Origin of the sequence: Hufsiella ginkgonis (assembly GCF_009834915.1) — a bacterium.
GTDB lineage: Bacteria > Bacteroidota > Bacteroidia > Sphingobacteriales > Sphingobacteriaceae > Hufsiella > Hufsiella ginkgonis.
This window is the reverse complement of sequence record NZ_WVHS01000002.1, coordinates 667,858-683,904: the sequence shown is the minus strand read 5'-3', so window position 1 is coordinate 683,904 and position 16,047 is coordinate 667,858. Positions and strand designations below refer to the sequence as shown.

General features: G+C 49.7%; 19 protein-coding genes. 7 read left to right on the top strand and 12 right to left on the bottom strand.

The genetic code is table 11. The features are described 5' to 3' along the window. Positions 1–3: 3 nt before the first annotated feature. The 12 genes from GS398_RS09735 to GS398_RS09680 form a co-directional block, all read right to left on the bottom strand. Entirely contained in the window at positions 4–1,491 is a 1,488-nt protein-coding gene (locus tag GS398_RS09735; RefSeq protein ID WP_160906571.1) for a PorP/SprF family type IX secretion system membrane protein, read from the bottom strand. Beyond that, positions 1,478–2,038 (bottom strand): RNA polymerase sigma factor, encoded by a 561-nt coding sequence (locus tag GS398_RS09730; protein ID WP_160906570.1) that lies wholly within the window; start codon positions 2,036–2,038, stop codon positions 1,478–1,480. The genes GS398_RS09735 and GS398_RS09730 overlap by 14 nt, the downstream gene beginning before the upstream one ends. A gap of 14 nt (positions 2,039–2,052) precedes the next feature. Continuing rightward, positions 2,053–2,478, bottom strand: a complete 426-nt coding sequence (locus GS398_RS09725) for a hypothetical protein (RefSeq protein ID WP_160906569.1) — start codon at positions 2,476–2,478, stop codon at positions 2,053–2,055. A 134-nt stretch (positions 2,479–2,612) separates the two neighbouring features. After that, on the bottom strand, positions 2,613–3,422 hold the full coding sequence (mazG, locus tag GS398_RS09720; protein ID WP_160906568.1) for a nucleoside triphosphate pyrophosphohydrolase: 810 nt from the start codon (positions 3,420–3,422) through the stop codon (positions 2,613–2,615). A 21-nt stretch (positions 3,423–3,443) separates the two neighbouring features. Next, positions 3,444–5,858, bottom strand: coding sequence for a response regulator (locus tag GS398_RS09715; RefSeq protein ID WP_160906567.1), 2,415 nt, complete (start codon positions 5,856–5,858; stop codon positions 3,444–3,446). A gap of 50 nt (positions 5,859–5,908) precedes the next feature. Further along, positions 5,909–6,712 (bottom strand): alpha/beta fold hydrolase, encoded by an 804-nt coding sequence (locus GS398_RS09710; RefSeq protein WP_160906566.1) that lies wholly within the window; start codon positions 6,710–6,712, stop codon positions 5,909–5,911. 89 nt (positions 6,713–6,801) lie between these two features. After that, positions 6,802–7,266, bottom strand: coding sequence for a methionine-R-sulfoxide reductase (locus tag GS398_RS09705; RefSeq protein ID WP_160906565.1), 465 nt, complete (start codon positions 7,264–7,266; stop codon positions 6,802–6,804). Positions 7,267–7,365: 99 nt separating this feature from the next. Next, the gene (sucD, locus tag GS398_RS09700; RefSeq protein WP_160906564.1) at positions 7,366–8,247 is read right to left on the bottom strand and encodes a succinate--CoA ligase subunit alpha; all 882 of its coding nucleotides are present in this window, start codon (positions 8,245–8,247) and stop codon (positions 7,366–7,368) included. A gap of 222 nt (positions 8,248–8,469) precedes the next feature. Continuing rightward, positions 8,470–9,795, bottom strand: coding sequence for a UDP-N-acetylglucosamine 1-carboxyvinyltransferase (gene murA, locus GS398_RS09695; protein WP_160906563.1), 1,326 nt, complete (start codon positions 9,793–9,795; stop codon positions 8,470–8,472). Continuing rightward, the gene (locus GS398_RS09690) at positions 9,795–10,511 is read right to left on the bottom strand and encodes a DUF4290 domain-containing protein (protein WP_160906562.1); all 717 of its coding nucleotides are present in this window, start codon (positions 10,509–10,511) and stop codon (positions 9,795–9,797) included. The genes murA and GS398_RS09690 overlap by 1 nt, the downstream gene beginning before the upstream one ends. A 100-nt stretch (positions 10,512–10,611) precedes the next feature. Then, positions 10,612–12,897 carry an ATP-dependent helicase gene (locus GS398_RS09685; RefSeq protein ID WP_160906561.1) on the bottom strand — a complete coding sequence of 762 codons (2,286 nt, stop codon included), beginning with the start codon at positions 12,895–12,897 and terminating at the stop codon, positions 10,612–10,614. Positions 12,898–12,950: 53 nt separating this feature from the next. Further along, positions 12,951–14,420 (bottom strand): tetratricopeptide repeat protein, encoded by a 1,470-nt coding sequence (locus tag GS398_RS09680; RefSeq protein WP_160906560.1) that lies wholly within the window; start codon positions 14,418–14,420, stop codon positions 12,951–12,953. Positions 14,421–14,568: 148 nt separating this feature from the next. Here GS398_RS09680 and GS398_RS22660 point away from each other — a divergent pair, with 148 nt between their 5' ends. The 7 genes from GS398_RS22660 (at position 14,569) to GS398_RS09650 (ending at position 16,018) form a co-directional block, all read left to right on the top strand. Then, positions 14,569–14,703 carry a hypothetical protein gene (locus GS398_RS22660; protein ID WP_255494197.1) on the top strand — a complete coding sequence of 45 codons (135 nt, stop codon included), beginning with the start codon at positions 14,569–14,571 and terminating at the stop codon, positions 14,701–14,703. A gap of 53 nt (positions 14,704–14,756) precedes the next feature. Then, positions 14,757–14,918: a hypothetical protein gene (locus GS398_RS09675; RefSeq protein WP_160906559.1), complete on the top strand. Its 162-nt coding sequence runs from the start codon at positions 14,757–14,759 to the stop codon at positions 14,916–14,918. 50 nt (positions 14,919–14,968) lie between these two features. Continuing rightward, entirely contained in the window at positions 14,969–15,130 is a 162-nt protein-coding gene (locus tag GS398_RS09670) for a hypothetical protein (protein WP_160906557.1), read from the top strand. A 52-nt stretch (positions 15,131–15,182) separates the two neighbouring features. Then, entirely contained in the window at positions 15,183–15,344 is a 162-nt protein-coding gene (locus GS398_RS09665; protein WP_160906558.1) for a hypothetical protein, read from the top strand. Between the two features lie 50 nt (positions 15,345–15,394). Beyond that, the gene (locus GS398_RS09660; RefSeq protein ID WP_160906557.1) at positions 15,395–15,556 is read left to right on the top strand and encodes a hypothetical protein; all 162 of its coding nucleotides are present in this window, start codon (positions 15,395–15,397) and stop codon (positions 15,554–15,556) included. A gap of 52 nt (positions 15,557–15,608) precedes the next feature. Next, positions 15,609–15,776 carry a hypothetical protein gene (locus tag GS398_RS09655; RefSeq protein ID WP_160906556.1) on the top strand — a complete coding sequence of 56 codons (168 nt, stop codon included), beginning with the start codon at positions 15,609–15,611 and terminating at the stop codon, positions 15,774–15,776. Positions 15,777–15,844: 68 nt separating this feature from the next. Next, the gene (locus GS398_RS09650) at positions 15,845–16,018 is read left to right on the top strand and encodes a hypothetical protein (protein ID WP_160906555.1); all 174 of its coding nucleotides are present in this window, start codon (positions 15,845–15,847) and stop codon (positions 16,016–16,018) included. The last annotated feature ends 29 nt before the right edge of the window (positions 16,019–16,047 follow it).

The window sequence follows — 16,047 nt, the reverse complement described above, 5'->3', positions numbered from 1 at the left end:
CGCTTATTTTCCCCGGTTGAAGTTGAACTTTAAGGAAACACCGCCGGAACCAAACGGGATCTTTTCGTATCCCATTCCCTTCAGCGGGTATTTAAGGAACGGCTCCACGGATAAGCCAGCTTTTTTCCCCACAGGGTAACCGAACCCGACCGATAAGTTCAGCGTGCCCGCGACGTCGAACGTGCTGAATGATTTGTTCACCGTTTCCTGCAGGGGTAAATTAGTGGCGGCCATTCCCGCGTTCGTGCCGGGTGTGATGACGCTATAGCTCGTTACATATTTCTCGTCGATGAACGTATACGAACTGAGTCCTGCCGACATGAAAAACTGGTACTTGCGCTGCGGGAATGTGTATTTCAGGTTGACCGGCAAATCAAGCCCGATAAAATGCGCATCATAGCTGTCGAGCGCCAGGTAAAACGACTGGCCGCTATTACCGTATAAACCGTTTTGCGCCAGCTGGGCCGGGTTAGCGGCAGTGGAAAACAAATTGGATGACGATTGCGGCACACCCCGCTCAAACGAGAGGTCGTTACGTGCCAGGCCGATACCGGTCGACAACTTTAACCGTGGCGATAACTTAAAATCGGAAGTTATGCCTGCGCTCAGGTTCAGCTGGCTGGTACTTCCGTTGGCATAGCTGAAAAAGCTCGCTGCATAGATCCCGAAAGGAAATTTAGGCTGTTTGATTGTCCTGGCGATGGCGGGCGGGAGCGGCGGTAAGGCACGGGCCGAATCAAGTGTTCCCTGTAGCCTGGTGTGAGCAACTACCACGGAGGTTAACGGCTGAACAACCGCCGGCTGTATGCTGTTGTTTGCTACCGGAATTGCCGGGATAATATCTAATGAAGCCACCCGGTTCCCAAGTATTTTCTCAAATTCCCCGGGAGAAAGCTCGGCTCCCGCAGAGGTTACCGGTGCACCGGGCAGGTAAGGGAGCTGCACCTGCGCGCGAACGCCGGCTATTGCATCAGGACTGGTTGGTAAACTGGCTGCGGGCGATTTAACAACCTGGTCTGGGTGGCCTTCTTCGGGCTTAATTATCGTATTTTCCTTGTTTCTTACCCGGTTCGCCGCATTTGCGATCTTAACAGGCCCGGTAGCGGTTGATTTGTTTAATGCTGATCGTTCAGTTGTTTTAGTACTCATGTTACCTGGCTCCTTTGCCGGCAGCGTGGCGGTTTTTACAGTCCCCCGGGCGATGTGGGCGGAGCTATCGCCCGGGGCCGGCGAAGGTTGATTATATTTCGTGGCTGCGGTTTCACTGCCGGTCTTTTTAACAGGTGAGTTAACAGGTATGGACAGCCACGTAGCGGCACCCACGACCAAAATAGCGGCGGCGCTGCTCAGCCACCATACCAGCGGGCGACGATTATCGCGCTCCGGGTATTTTTTGCGCAGCTCCTGCCAACCTTCAGCGGCGCCGTCTTCCGAATAATCATCGAAGACATCGCGGATGTGGTCAGCAAGTTTCTTGTCAAATGGATCCATTGTACATATGCTGATTTATTATCGCCTTTTTTAATTTATCCTTTGCCCTTCCGAGGTAAACACGAGAGGAGCTGGCGGGGATCCCAAGCATATTCCCGATCTCCTCATGGCTGTACCCGTCAATTTCAAAGAGGTTGAAAATGGTCCGCTGTGCTTCCGGCAGGATACTGAGCAGGTTCAAAATGTCTCTCGCAGACATGACCTCGATGTGTGTATGCTGGCTGCCCACATGTGCCGCATCCTCAATATCGGTAATAGCCACCTGCCTGCCGTTCTTTCTCCGCCTGTCGAGGGCCGTATTTACCAGCACTTTCCTGAACCAGGCTTTAAACGACAGGTCTTCGTTAAAGGTAGAGATTGACTTAAATACTTTGATGAAGGCATCATTTACGATCTCGAGTACGTCGTCCCGGTCATCGAGGTAACGCAGGCCAACACCCATGGCATAGCCATAGAACTGTTTATATAGCAGTTCCTGTGACTTTAAATCGCCTTTTTTACATTTCCGGATGAGCTCAGCCTCGGAAATGCCAGGTGTTATGGCCATGCAGATCTATACCATCAATTTTTTTTCAAAGCATAACGATAGATCGTCGGATACTTATTGTCGCCTTGTTCGGCTGTTTTTGTCAGGATCAGGCTATCCGCTTTTACCTGGTAGTCGTAAGTACCTTTAAGGATCATGTTCCAGTCGAAGTCTGCTGTCCACATGCTTTTTTCTTCGAACTTTACTTTGTTTCCTTCCATGGAAAATGTCCCCGAGCCACCGGCCGGCTTCTTGTCGGGAGCGCCCGTGGCATCGTAAATATATCCTGAAAAAGAGACTGTTATGGGTGCGCTTTGCGCGCTGGCGTTACTTTGCGGATTGTAATACCGGAACTCCCCGCTGTATAGTCCTTCAAATTTCTGGGGCGTCGTCACTTTGTGGCTGCAGGCACCGGTTCCAAGTGCAATACAGGCGGCAATGCCTGTTTTTATTAATCTCATGTTTACTAGTACGATGTTTGGGGGGAAAAGTAACAGGAGAGGAGAAGTTTTTAGCTAGGAGATGTCAGCGATCGGCTATGAGCGATCAGCAATCAGCTATCAGCGTTCAGCTATCAGCGTTCAGCCACCGGCAATCAGCTGTCGGTTCTTTTCGCTTCGTTCCAGAACACGTCCATTTCTTCCAGCGTCATATCTTTCAGTTCTTTCCCGTTTTCCTTCGATTTGTTTTCCAGGTATTGGAAGCGCTTGATGAACTTTTTATTGGTCTTTTCCAGCGCGTTTTCGGGGTTGATATTCACAAAACGGGCGTAATTAACCAGGGAGAATAACACATCACCAAATTCGGCTTCGGCTTTTTCGTGGTCGGCTATATCACCTTCAATGTTAAATTCATCGCGGAATTCCTTCAGCTCTTCTTCCACCTTTGCCCAAACCTGTTGTTTTTCCTCCCAGTCGAACCCTACGCCGGCCGCTTTTTCCTGTATCCTGGCCGCTTTTACCAGCGATGGCAAAGAGCCCGGCACACCTGCCAGCACCGATTTATTGCCTTCACGCAGTTTGATCTGTTCCCAGTTGCGTTTTACATCCGCTTCATCGTTTACGCTGGTTTCGCCGTAAATATGGGGATGACGGGTGATCAGCTTCTCGCAGATCCCGTTCAGCACGCCCTGGATATCGAAGTCACCGGTTTCCGAGCCTATCCTGGCATAAAATACCAGGTGCAGCATCAGGTCGCCGATCTCCTTTTTAATCTCCTGCATGTTTCCTTCCAGGATGGCGTCAGAGAGCTCGTATGTTTCTTCGATGGTAAGGTGGCGAAGCGTTTCCATGGTCTGTTTCTTATCCCAGGGACATTGCTCGCGCAGGGTATTCATAATGGTGAGCAGTCGCCCGAAGGCGGTGGCTGGAGAGTCGCCGGTGGCGGGGATCGGGTTATTTGGCATAAGGGCCAAAGATACTTATTGTTATTTAGTCAGGCGATTTTTGATCTCCGGTACCCATTTATCGAGCTTGTCTTTGATGTCCTGGATCTTAAAGGGCTTACTGATATAGTCGTCCATCCCCGCGGAGATCGCCTCGTCTCGGTCGCCATCCATGGCGTTGGCAGTCATGGCTATGATCACGGGCTTATTACCGGGAAAGTTTTCTACGAGGTGACGAGTGGCTTCATAGCCATCCATTTCGGGCATGTTCACGTCCATAAACACCAGCGGGTAGTAATTCATTTTAAAGGCATTTCCCACTTCGAGCCCGTTAAACACCACGTCGCTGGAATAGCCCAGTTTCTCCAGCGCACGGCGGATAAGCTTCTGGTTGATGTCGTTATCTTCTGCCACCAGGATCCCGAACTTAAAGATCTCTTCTTCGGGCCGCGCCTCCGCCGCCTCTTCAGGCGTTTCGGTTATGGTATGTGCCGAAAGAATGTTCACGAGGATCTTATACAGTACATTATATTTTAACGGCTTAGAAAGTACTGCCGCAAACAGGTTCTGTTCGCGCGCGCCTTTCATCGCCACATTTCCCGCAGAGGAAAAGAGTACTATCGGCAGATTGTGGTTGGCATAGCGGCTCTTGATAATGTGTGCCACATCTACGCCGTCAATTTCGGGCATGATCATGTCGATGATCGCCAGGTCGTAAGCGTTATGTGCGATCGAATCTACCGCCGCTTTATAATGCATAAATACCGACGCCTCCATTCCCCATAGCTCGCAGTGCCTTTTCAGGATCTTCAGGTTGGTTTCATTGTCGTCGAGGATCAGGAGCTTCTTCCCGGTTACCATGGCCTGGCTTTTGCGGTCGGATGTGCCCGGCAATTCCGCTGAGCGATTCCCTTTTACCTTAATGTCGAAAATGAACTCGGAGCCTTTGCCGACCTCGCTTTCTACGCGGATATGCCCTTCCATCATGCTGATGAGGCGCTGGCAGATAGCCAGGCCGAGGCCGGTACCGCCGAATTTGCGGGTGGTCGACGAGTCGACCTGCGAGAAGCTCTGGAACAACCGGTGAAACTTATCTTCCGGAATCCCGATCCCGGTGTCTTTTACGGTAAACCCGATGCGGTAATTATCGTCTTCCTGTTCGAGGGTGCGCACGTTAATGAGAATTTCGCCGGTCTGGGTGAACTTAATTCCGTTCGACACCAGGTTCACCAGGATCTGTCTTACCCGGGTAATATCACCTATGATCCCGGCAGGCACGTTCGAATCAATGAAGTACAGCAGGTCGAGATGTTTTTCGTTGGCTTTTACCGACAGGAGGTCGTACGTTTCTTCGATCACCGTACTTAGTTGGAACGGATACTTTTCGAGCTCCAGCTTACCGGATTCGATCTTCGAAAAATCGAGGATATCGTTGATCAGGGAAAGCAGCGTGTCGCCGCTGATGCGGATAGTTTCTACGTATTCACGCTGCTCGGTATCGAGGTCGGTGCCGGTTAACAAGCTGGTCATACCGATCACCCCGTTCATGGGTGTGCGGATCTCGTGGCTCATGTTTGCCAGGAAGTCGGATTTTGCACGGTTCTGGTCGTCGGCTATCTTGCGTTTCTCCGCCAGCTCGATGTTCAGTTCCTTCAGCGACTCGTTGGCGAGGTATAGTTCGGTAATGTCATCGAACACCCAAAGCATGCCTTTTACGTTCCGGGATACGGTAGGTGAGCAGGCCACGCTGAGCACCATATTTACGGGGTCGCCATAGATCCATTTCCAGTTCCTGATACTGCGCTCGGGCGAGCTGAACAGCCGGGCGCCTTCGGCAGCGATTTCCGCCTGGTTTACGGCCGCATTTCGCAGGTCGGTCATAGCACGGGCAATCACTACCGGTTCGTTCTGGTGACGGTTTACGCCCAATAGGGCGGTAGCGACCGCGTTGGCCCAGGTATTTTTCCCGGTATCGTCTATAAAGACCACACCTTGCGGGACGGTTCCCAATATGGCGTTAAAACGCGTGGTGAGCTCCTCTGCCGCATAATAGGTTTTCGCCAGCCGGATGGTTTCGTTCAAACCGCTGAGGCTGCTTGCCAGGAACTCACGGAAAGCTTCGTCATTTTCGGGGAGCTTTTCAAAGCAGAGTATGAAAGCACCGTTTTCACCTTTCTCACAAAAGGGAAGGTAGACCAGCGTACCAGTGCTTCCGGCGAGGGGAGATTTACGGATGTCGATCGCCCCGGAGTCACAGATATCGTGCATGATCACCGCATCGATAATAGCCGACGGCGGATTGCCGGGAATGCTGTAAAGCGTTTTCACGGTAATCCGGTCTTCAATCCTGGCAAGGGCGATCGAGCTGGCGCCCGAAGCTTCATAAAGCGCAAGGGTGGCGTCGCGGTATATATCCGTCAGCCCGGTATGTTCACGCGCTTTGGAAAGCCCGGTCATTAGTTGAAGCCGCCGCTTTAACCGATATGTATCTGCAAGCAGGTTCAACGTTAACCGATAAATTCTTTAATTGCTTTAATGATCTCTGCCGGCGCGCTGATCTGCGGAAAGTGCCCCCGGGCATCAATGATCGCCAGTTTACTGTCTTTTATGTGGCGGTGAAGATATTCTGCCGTTTCGCGCGGCACGGCGATATCATGTTCGGTCTGCAGGATCAGCGTGCTGGTATCCACGTCCTTCAAGAGGTGACGATAGTCGGATTCGAAGATCACCTTGGCGACCGATTGCGCAATATCCGGCCGGATGCTGGCCAGTGTACTGGCAAAAGATTCTGCCAGCTGCGGGTTTTCGGGATTCTCCATCGCCATCGCGGCGAAACCGCTTACCCAGGCAAAGTAGTTATTGTTCATAGCCTGGTAGAGGTCTTCGAGGTCTGATTGGTTGAGCCCGCCTATGTAAGGGATATCATTGAGATACCGGGGCGAAGCGCCCACCAGGACGATCTTTTTAAAATATTCCGGGTTCCTCAATGAGGTGATGAGGCTTATCATCCCGCTCACCGAGTGGGCGATCATTACCGCATCGCGGACCCGGAGAGATTCGCAGATATCCACCAGGTCGTCTGCATAGCTATCGAGCGTATCGTACTTGTTGGGGCTGAAAGCATCCGGATCGGCTTTTCCGCCGCCGGTATTGTCATAACGAATGACGCGGTGATCTTGCTCGAAAGCTGGGACCACCCTTGTCCAGGATGTTTGATCGGTACCAAAACCGTGAGAAAAGATCAGCGTGGAACCTGATAGAAGGTTGCCTGAAATAGTAACATTGTTTTTCTTGATAGGATCGGATAGCATAATGTAAATGAGGCGTTAAGTAAGCGCCCCGATAGGCGCACCTACTCCATTCAAATTACGAAAATAATAATTATCCGGATTTAATTTATTTATTTATCAGGAACAAATGCCATAGATATGGAATTTACGCAATGGCGGGTATCCTTTGCAGTAAATCCTTCGCCGGTGAAAACATGGCCTAAATGTGCCCCGCAGTGGTTGCAGGTGATCTCTACGCGCATGCCATCCGGATCGGGCACCCGTTTTACCGCGCCTTTAATTTCATCGTCAAAGCTAGGCCATCCGCAATGCGAATCGAATTTGGTTTCCGAGCGGTAGAGCGGTGCATTGCATCTTCTGCAGACGTACGTTCCTTTCTCTTTGTTGTTAAGTAATTTACCGGTTCCGGGATATTCCGTTCCTTTGTGTACGATCACACGTTCTTCTTCGGGAGTTAATTTATTCCAGTTCATTTTGTCTTTAATTGGAGGGGTCTGGGCCTTAGGTTTATCGTTTTTTTGAGCACAGGCGGTCAGTGTAAAAATACAACTGAGGAGGCAAAGAAAATGTTTCATAAGAGGGTTCTCTGTTTATTAATAGTACGAAAAAACCCCAGGGTTAGCGCCCGGGGTTAATAACTTATGACAAAACTCAGACTAATGCCCGCTGACCTGTTATGCTCTCAGTTTTGCGATCTCTTCTGCCATTGCTGCACCGATCTCTGCAGGAGATTCTACTACACGGATCCCGCACTCGCTCATGATCTTCATTTTTGCTGCTGCAGTATCATCGGCGCCGCCAACGATCGCCCCTGCGTGTCCCATACGGCGTCCCGGAGGCGCTGTCTGTCCGGCGATAAACCCGACGACCGGTTTGGTGCCATGTTCTTTAATCCAGCGTGCGGCTTCCGCTTCCATGCCGCCACCGATTTCGCCGATCATGATAATGCCTTCTGTTTCAGGGTCGTTCATTAACAGCTCAACCGCCTGTTTGGTGGGTGTACCGATGATCGGATCTCCGCCGATACCGATCGCGGTGGTGATGCCAAGGCCGGCTTTCACTACCTGGTCTACCGCTTCGTAAGTAAGCGTTCCTGATTTCGACACCACACCGATAGAGCCCTTTCTGAAGATGAAGCCGGGCATGATGCCGATTTTCGCCTCGTCGGCGGTGATGATTCCCGGGCAGTTCGGGCCGATCAACCGGGTGTCGCGATCCTTGATATATTCTTTTACCTGGATCATATCCTTTGTGGGGATACCCTCGGTAATACAAACAATAACCTTTATACCTGCTTCTGCAGCTTCCATGATCGCATCGGCCGCAAATGCCGGAGGTACGAAAATGATGGACACATCGGCGCCGGTTTCAACGACCGCATCTTTCACAGTATTAAACACGGGACGCTCGAGGTGCTGCTGTCCGCCTTTGCCGGGAGTTACACCACCAACAACCTGCGTTCCGTACGCTATCATTTGCGATGCGTGATAGGTTCCTTCATTGCCGGTAAAGCCCTGGACGATAACTTTTGAATCTTTATTAACTAGTACGCTCATGGATCGGATTTTAGTACCGCAAAGCTAGGAAAAACGAGGGGATCGGCAAACTGTTTGTGTAAGTTATCGGTGGCCAGTTGTCAGTTATCAGTAATCAGTAATCAGTTGTCAGTAATCAGTAGTCAGTAATCAGTGGTAGTTATCGGTAATCAGTAGTCAGTTGCTTTATCGCGCTTTAAAGGAACTGACTACTGACAACTGATCACTGATAACTGACAAGGGTTAGTGCCCTTTAGGTGCCGCCTCAATCCTCCTGATGTCGGCGCCGAGTGCCCTAAGGCGGGTATCGATGTCCTGGTAACCGCGTTCGATCTGTTCGATATTGTAGATGATGGAGCGGCCGTTGGCCGATAAGGCGGCAATGAGCAGTGAAACGCCGGCCCTGATATCAGGTGAAGTCATTTCGATCCCGCGCAGGCTGGCTTGTTTGTTAAGGCCCATTACGGTCGCGCGGTGCGGGTCGCAAAGGATGATCTGCGCGCCCATGTCGATCAGCTTGTCTACGAAGAACAGCCGGCTTTCAAACATTTTCTGGTGGATGAGCACATTGCCTTTAGCCTGTGTAGCCACTACGAGGATGATACTCAGCAGATCCGGGGTGAAGCCTGGCCATGGCGCATCGGCGATGGTCATGATAGAGCCGTCGATAAATGTTTCGATCTCGTAGCTGTCCTGTGCAGGGATATAAATGTCGTCGTCTTTTACCTCGAACCGGATGCCCATACGCCGGAAAACCTCCGGTATAAGCCCAAGTTCCTTGAATTGCACATTTTTAATGGTGATCTCGGAGCCGGTCATAGCGGCTAATCCAATAAAGGAACCGATCTCGATCATATCCGGCAGCAAGCGGTGTTCCGTACCGCCAAGGCTGTCTACGCCTTCGATGGTGAGCAGGTTAGAGCCGATGCCGGAAATCTTAGCGCCCATGCGATTCAGCATTTTGCAAAGTTGCTGCAGGTAAGGCTCGCACGCGGCATTATAAATGGTGGTGGTGCCTTTTGCGCGTACGGCGGCCATCACGATATTAGCGGTGCCGGTTACCGACGCTTCGTCAAGCAGGATATAGGTTCCCTGGAGGTTGCTGGCATCCACGTTGAAAAAGCCAGTTTCGGGATGATAGTTAAATTTAGCACCCAGTTTCTCGAAACCGAGAAAATGCGTGTCAAGTCTTCTTCTTCCGATCTTGTCGCCGCCCGGTTTTGGGATCGCTGCTTTGCCGTACCGGGCAAGCAGCGGCCCTACGATCATGATGGAGCCGCGGAGGCTGCCGCCTTTCGACCGGAAGGCGTCTGAATGAAAAAAATCGAGATCGATATTGGCGGCTTCGAAGGCGTAAGTGTCTTTGCTTAGCTTGTCGACTTTCACACCCAGATCACCCAGTAGTTCGATAAGCTTGTTTACGTCCTTGATATCCGGGATGTTGCTGATCGTTACTTTTTCTGCGGTTAACAGCACTGCGGAGATCACTTGTAATGCCTCGTTCTTGGCCCCCTGGGGAATAATCTCGCCTTTCAGTGGTGTTCCGCCGCGGATTTCAAATGCGCTCATTAGTATCTTTTTCCGGGGTTATTGTTGCCGTTACGTTGCCTGTTTTGCCCGCCGCCTGTGTTGTTGCTGCGGTTATTGTTGCTGCCGTTGCCGTTGTTCTGGCGCCCTTTATTGTTCTGGTTCTGGTTCGCCGGACGCGGGCGGCCGCTTCCCGGGGGCGGAGTACGGAACTCCACTTTGGTGAGATTCACGTTCTCCTGTAATGACAATTCACCCTTGGAAAGCTCTTTCAGATCGCTCAGGATGGTTTCGTCGGCTACCGAATCTTTGTTCCAGGTAACATACGCCATCTTCATAAAATTGGCAATAGACTGCACCATGTGCTGTTTGCGGTCGGCATCTTCAATTTGCCTCGCTTTATCGATCATCACTTCGATGGTTTTTCCATAATGCTTATACCTGATGCGCCGCTGCGGGTATGGCATCGGGTTCGGTTTAAAATGGATGGCGTCTTCGGATGGTTTCGGGTAGGGGGAGTCCACATCGATCTTAAAGTCGGAGATGATGTGCAAGTGGTCCCATAGTTTATGTTTAAAGTCGGCTACGTCGCGCAAATGCGGGTTCAGGAAACCCATCAGGTCGATCACTACCTGGGCGTAAGCGTTGCGCTCGTCCTTGTTTTCGAGCGCACAAATATAGGCGACCATGTTTTGCACGTTACGGCCGTATTCAGCAAGGAGCAATTTCTTCCTTGTGGTGTTGTAATCAAAATTCATGAGATAATTTAAGTATCTATAAAAGTACCGGGGAGCCGGATAGTTTTAGAAATAGGGGTTATGTTACAAATTTAAATAAATTTTCGGAATCAAGCGTTCTTTACACGATCCGTAATTTGGCAAATTTTAACAGCAATTGTTTCTGACCCAACTCTTTAAAAAAGATCGTCGCTTTTATATCCGGTTTGTTGCCTTCCAGGCTGATCACCTTGCCGAAACCGAAGCGTTCGTGCTCAACTTCCATCCCAACCTGCAGGTCCGAGGTGTCTGACGCGGCAAAGCCCGGGCTCGGCACATGTGCTTTAGGAAGAATGGACGTGGTTTTGGCCATGGCGGCCGGTTTGGGTTTGCCAAAGGTATCTTCTTTAGCGGGTGAGGGCTTGCCGGACCAGGCGGCCCGTTCGTCGTCAAAGAACGGGTTCCCGGAAGGTTTTTGTGGCTGTTTGAAGTCGAGCTCGAGGTATTTTGGGTCGATCTCGTCGATAAAACGACTGGGCTCGCAGCTGGTAAGCGTACCCCAGCGGTAACGGGAGGTGGCGTAACAGAGCGTCAGTTTCTTCTCGGCACGGGTGATGGCCACGTAGAACAACCGGCGTTCTTCCTCGAGGTCCGTGCGCGAATTAAGCGACATCTGCGAAGGGAAGAGGTTCTCCTCCAGGCCCACTACGAACACCTGCTGGAACTCCAATCCCTTCGCCGAGTGAATGGTCATGAGGGAAACGGTATCCGCGTTCGGGTTTTTGTCGTTATCGTCGTTGGTAAGCAGCGCCACATCCTGCATAAAGATATCGAGGCCTTTATTTTCGATGTCTTCGCGTTCGCTGAATTCCTTGATCCCGTTCAGCAGCTCCTGGATGTTTTCGTAACGGCTGAGGCCCTCCACCGATTTGTCTTCGTGGAGGTCTTTTAACAGGCCGGAATGCTGCGCGATATGCAGCGCCGCATCATAAGCCGTATGGGTTTTAGCCAGCACCGGGAAGCTCTGTACCAGCGTGCCAAAGTTGGCAATTGCCCCCGCGGTGCGCGAATCGAGGTATTTATGGGCATCCGCAATCACTTCCCACAGGGTGAGCTGGTGCTGATCGGCGGCGATGATGATCCGCTCAACGGAGGTGTCACCGATCCCGCGACGCGGATAATTGATCACGCGTTTAATTGCTTCCTCGTCGTTCGGGTTAAACGTAAGCCGGAAATACGCGATAAGGTCCTTAATCTCCTTGCGCTGGTAGAACGAGAGCCCGCCATATATTTTATAGGGCACGTTGAGCTTACGGAGGGCTTCTTCCATGGCGCGCGACTGTGCGTTGGTGCGGTATAGGATGGCGAAATCATGGTATTTCAGGCCTTTCACCGAGCGGTCCTGCACGATCGCTTCCGCTACGATCTTGCCTTCCTCGTTATCGCTGAAGGCGCGAACCACTTTGATCTTGTCGCCGGTTTCATTCTCAGAATAAACGGTTTTCTTTAACTGGTTCTTGTTGTTGGCAATAATGCTGTTGGCCACGTTCACGATATTTTGCGTCGACCGGTAATTCTGCTCCAGTTTAAACACTTTCAGATCGGGATAGTCTTTCTCGAAGTTGAGGATGTTCTGGATATTCGCTCCGCGGAAAGCGTAAATACTCTGCGCATCGTCGCCCACCACACAAATGTTTTCGTGGATGGCGGCGAGCTTCTTTACGATCAGGTATTGGGAGAAGTTAGTGTCCTGGTACTCGTCTACCATCAGGTATTTAAATTTGTTCTGGTATTTATAAAGGGTTTCCGGGTGTTCGCGCAGCAGCACATTTGTTTTAAACAGCAGGTCGTCGAAATCCATCGCGCCGGCTTTAAAACAGCGCGCGGCATACAGCTGGTAAAGCTCGCCCAGTTTTCCTCTTCCGCTGGAAAAGTCTTCGGCCTGGATATGCTCATTATTGAGGTATTCGGCGGGGGAGATCAGGTTATTCTTGGCCGAAGAGATCCGGTTATACACAAAATTGGCGTTATAAAGCTTGTCGTCCAGTTGTTGTTCCTTCAGGATCGCGCGGAGCAGGCTTTTGCTGTCGTCGGTATCATAGATCGTAAAATTGCCGGGATAACCGATCTTGGCGGCTTCAACGCGCAGGATCTTGGCAAACACCGAGTGAAAGGTACCCATCCAGATGTTTTTTGCCTCGGCGCCAACCACCTTCGTAATACGTTCGCGCATCTCTTTAGCTGCTTTGTTGGTAAACGTAAGCACCAGTATGTTAAAGGGATCTACGTTCTTTCGGACCAGGTGCGCCACCCGGTAAGTGATCACGCGTGTTTTGCCGGACCCTGCGCCGGCTACGATCATTACGGGGCCTTCTGTTTGTTTTACCGCCTCTTGCTGTGAATAGTTTAAACCCTGTAAATAATCCATCTCCGTCAAAAATTAGAGGTCAAAAGTAAGAAAAGGAACGAAGAATGGAGGGATCAGAGATCTTTATGCAGTTCGCTTTTGAAGCCGTACTTGTGAGGATCGTGCAGCATGTCGTTAATGTGAAGGATTTTGTCGTCGATGTCGTTTACGCATTTTTCCATTTGCTGGATCACTTCATCTTTATCGATCAGCCCCTCTTTATCAAGGTTCATCAACCCTTTCAGCGTAGCCACGGGGCCGCGGATCTGGTGCGAGAGGTGCGACGAATATTCGGAGAGCTTTTTGTTCTTGATCTTCAGGTCGCGCGTACGCTCGTCGATAATTTCCTCGAGGTTGTGGTTAATGCGGTCGAGATTTTCCTTCTGCGTAGAGATCTCCAGGTTCAGGGCGGTAAGCTGTTTGTTGGTCTTGGCTTTCTTCCGCACGTTCCCGGTAAGCAGCACGATCACCACTACCAGCAGCACGGACACGATCACGCTGGCCCAAACGAACAGGATGTTGTTCTTTTGCCGCTCGATAGTAAGCTCGTTCTCTTTCTGGATCTGTTCCTGTTTGTTCTTGGCCTCCTGCAGTTTGTACTTCTCTGATGCATCGTTGGAATATAATTCGCTTTCCTCTTTATACACCTGCTGGAGGTACTCGAACGCTTTTTTATAGTTGTTCCGCTTGCTTTCAAGGGTATAGGAAATCACCAGGAAGTCGCGTTTAAAATTCTTATCGGTACCCGCATATTCACGTCCCTCATCGATGGCCTTTTGTGCTTCCCTGTATTTTCCCATCGTTACATAAATGCCTGATAGCGTGAGGTTAGTACTGGCAACGGTGAAGTTCTCGTCCACGGCCTTTGCTTTTTCGATGGCCTCTAACGCGTATTTCTCGGCAGTTTCCAGGTGGCCCAGTTTTTTATGAACGGCGCTCAGGTTTTGAAGACACTGGGTGATCCCCGTGGTGATCTTGAGCTCGGTAAAAAGCGCATAGCTTTTTCCGTAGTACTCCAGCGATTTGGTATAAAAATTCTGCCGCTGATAAGTAGAAGCGATGTTCAGGTATAAACCGGCGATCAGGCTTTGCAGGTTCAATTTCTTGGCGATCACGAATGCTTTCCTAAAGTAAGTAAGGGCGTTACCATAGTCCTTGGTCATCGTGAGGTACAAGTTACCGATGTTGTTATACACTTTTGCCTGGCCGCCGAGGTTCCCGCTCCGGGAAAAATAATTAAGTGATTCAAGGTAGTTCTGAACGGCGCTGTCGGTTTGGAACTTGTAATAATTCCCGATCCCTTTTACGCGGTACGCCTCGGCGATACCGTTGTCGTAATTAAGCTTCCTGGCCAGTGCCAATGCTAGGTTGGCATACTCCAGGGTTTGTTGCGGATCGGTTAAGCGGCTGTTATTTCCCAGTATATTCAGCTCGATAACCCGTGAAGTGTCCTCTTTGGTGCCTTCATAGGCGACTGATGACCCATAACCTGTTGAAGAAGTACAAATAAGGAAGAGGAACACTAAAAAATTAAAGATCTTCATCAGCAGGTTTTACGAAACACTAAAGGATAAGTTTACGTAATAAAAATAATCAAATATTATTTAATCACTAAAAAATTTAAAGCGTTAACTTTGAGGTACTTCTAGAGAAAATATTAATTTAGTTAACCTCAAAATCCATCTAAAGCTCATGAAAAAATTAGCACTCTCTCTACTCGTTGTCGTGATCGCTTCTGCCGCTCCCCGGAAAAATAAAAAGGTTTCTTTCCGGGTATTACACATAAAAACGCTCGTTGAATCCCGTACGATCGGGACCTGGGATTAATATACATCCCGTATATTCTACTTATCTATTTATTCATTCATTCAAAAATTAACATGAAAAAACATGCGCTTGCATTATGCATTGTAATGGGATTTGCCCTGGTTTCCTGCAAAAAAGAAGAAACAGCTCAACCGGTCTTGAAGATCAAAAAAGTAGCGGACATCCGCGACATCGGTACCTGGGACGGAAGAAGCGATTCCCTCAGCAACCCGTAATTATCAACAGACCAGTAAATAAGTTATTAACACCTTAACGATTAAAACACATGAAAAAGACAGCATTCGCCCTCATCATCCTTTCAGGGATCGCATTCACCTCGTGCAAAAAAGAAGAAGCAGCTCAACCGGTCTTAAAGATCAAGAAAGTAGCGGATATCCGCGACATAGGTACCTGGGACGGAAGAAGCGATTCCCTCAGCAACCCGTAATTATCAACAGACCAGCAAAATAAGTTATTAACACCTTAACGATTAAAACAACATGAAAAAGACAGCATTTGCCCTCATCATCCTTTCAGGGATCGCATTCACTTCGTGCAAAAAAGAAGAAGCAGCTCAACCGGTCTTAAAGATCAAGAAAGTATCGGACATCCGCGACATAGGTACCTGGGACGGAAGAAGCGATTCCCTCAGCAACCCGTAATCATCAACAGACCAGTAAATAAGTTATTAACACCTTAACGATTAAAACACATGAAAAAGACAGCATTTGCCCTCATCATCCTTTCAGGGATCGCATTCACCTCGTGCAAAAAAGAAGAAGCAGCTCAACCGGTCTTGAAGATCAAGAAAGTAGCGGACATCCGCGACATCGGTACCTGGGACGGAAGAAGCGATTCCCTCAGCAACCCGTAATTATCAACAGACCAGTAAAATAAGTTATTAACACCTTAACGATTAAAACAACATGAAAAAGACAACACTTGCCCTCATCATCCTTTCAGGGATCGCATTCACCTCGTGCAAAAAGGAAGAAGCAGCTCAACCGGTCTTAAAGATCAAGAAAGTAGCGGATATCCGCGACATCGGTACCTGGGACGGGAGGATAGATTCAGGCAGCACTGGCAATCTGTAATAGTTCAACATTTATTATCAATGCCATCAATTAACGCATCATATTAATAACGCTCAACGATAACAATCATGAAAAAGATCGCCATTTTAAGTTCAGCAGCAGTATTGACAGCCATTTTAGGCTTTACAACTTTAGCTAAGGACCATCCTGCAAAACCAGCTGGCAAACAAGTCATCGGGATCAGGAAGACCCTGCCGCAGGCAGAAGTATTGATCTCGAAAGAAATCGGCACCTGGGATTAACAGTTACCGGGTTTCATCTGTTTACGCGG

What these genes read in the sequence shown, in the direction of transcription:
- GS398_RS09690 (WP_160906562.1), bottom strand. Translation starts at nt 10,511, where the DNA reads ATGAATTTTGATTACAACACCACAAGGAAGAAATTGCTCCTTGCTGAA.
- GS398_RS22660 (WP_255494197.1), top strand. Translation starts at nt 14,569, where the DNA reads ATGAAAAAATTAGCACTCTCTCTACTCGTTGTCGTGATCGCTTCTGCC.
- sucD (WP_160906564.1), bottom strand. Translation starts at nt 8,247, where the DNA reads ATGAGCGTACTAGTTAATAAAGATTCAAAAGTTATCGTCCAGGGCTTT.
- GS398_RS09650 (WP_160906555.1), top strand. Translation starts at nt 15,845, where the DNA reads ATGAAAAAGATCGCCATTTTAAGTTCAGCAGCAGTATTGACAGCCATT.
- GS398_RS09655 (WP_160906556.1), top strand. Translation starts at nt 15,609, where the DNA reads ATGAAAAAGACAACACTTGCCCTCATCATCCTTTCAGGGATCGCATTC.
- GS398_RS09705 (WP_160906565.1), bottom strand. Translation starts at nt 7,266, where the DNA reads ATGAAACATTTTCTTTGCCTCCTCAGTTGTATTTTTACACTGACCGCC.
- GS398_RS09735 (WP_160906571.1), bottom strand. Translation starts at nt 1,491, where the DNA reads ATGGATCCATTTGACAAGAAACTTGCTGACCACATCCGCGATGTCTTC.
- GS398_RS09710 (WP_160906566.1), bottom strand. Translation starts at nt 6,712, where the DNA reads ATGCTATCCGATCCTATCAAGAAAAACAATGTTACTATTTCAGGCAAC.
- murA (WP_160906563.1), bottom strand. Translation starts at nt 9,795, where the DNA reads ATGAGCGCATTTGAAATCCGCGGCGGAACACCACTGAAAGGCGAGATT.
- GS398_RS09685 (WP_160906561.1), bottom strand. Translation starts at nt 12,897, where the DNA reads ATGGATTATTTACAGGGTTTAAACTATTCACAGCAAGAGGCGGTAAAA.
- GS398_RS09675 (WP_160906559.1), top strand. Translation starts at nt 14,757, where the DNA reads ATGAAAAAACATGCGCTTGCATTATGCATTGTAATGGGATTTGCCCTG.
- GS398_RS09665 (WP_160906558.1), top strand. Translation starts at nt 15,183, where the DNA reads ATGAAAAAGACAGCATTTGCCCTCATCATCCTTTCAGGGATCGCATTC.
- GS398_RS09715 (WP_160906567.1), bottom strand. Translation starts at nt 5,858, where the DNA reads ATGACCGGGCTTTCCAAAGCGCGTGAACATACCGGGCTGACGGATATA.
- mazG (WP_160906568.1), bottom strand. Translation starts at nt 3,422, where the DNA reads ATGCCAAATAACCCGATCCCCGCCACCGGCGACTCTCCAGCCACCGCC.
- GS398_RS09725 (WP_160906569.1), bottom strand. Translation starts at nt 2,478, where the DNA reads ATGAGATTAATAAAAACAGGCATTGCCGCCTGTATTGCACTTGGAACC.
- GS398_RS09670 (WP_160906557.1), top strand. Translation starts at nt 14,969, where the DNA reads ATGAAAAAGACAGCATTCGCCCTCATCATCCTTTCAGGGATCGCATTC.
- GS398_RS09730 (WP_160906570.1), bottom strand. Translation starts at nt 2,038, where the DNA reads ATGGCCATAACACCTGGCATTTCCGAGGCTGAGCTCATCCGGAAATGT.
- GS398_RS09660 (WP_160906557.1), top strand. Translation starts at nt 15,395, where the DNA reads ATGAAAAAGACAGCATTTGCCCTCATCATCCTTTCAGGGATCGCATTC.
- GS398_RS09680 (WP_160906560.1), bottom strand. Translation starts at nt 14,420, where the DNA reads ATGAAGATCTTTAATTTTTTAGTGTTCCTCTTCCTTATTTGTACTTCT.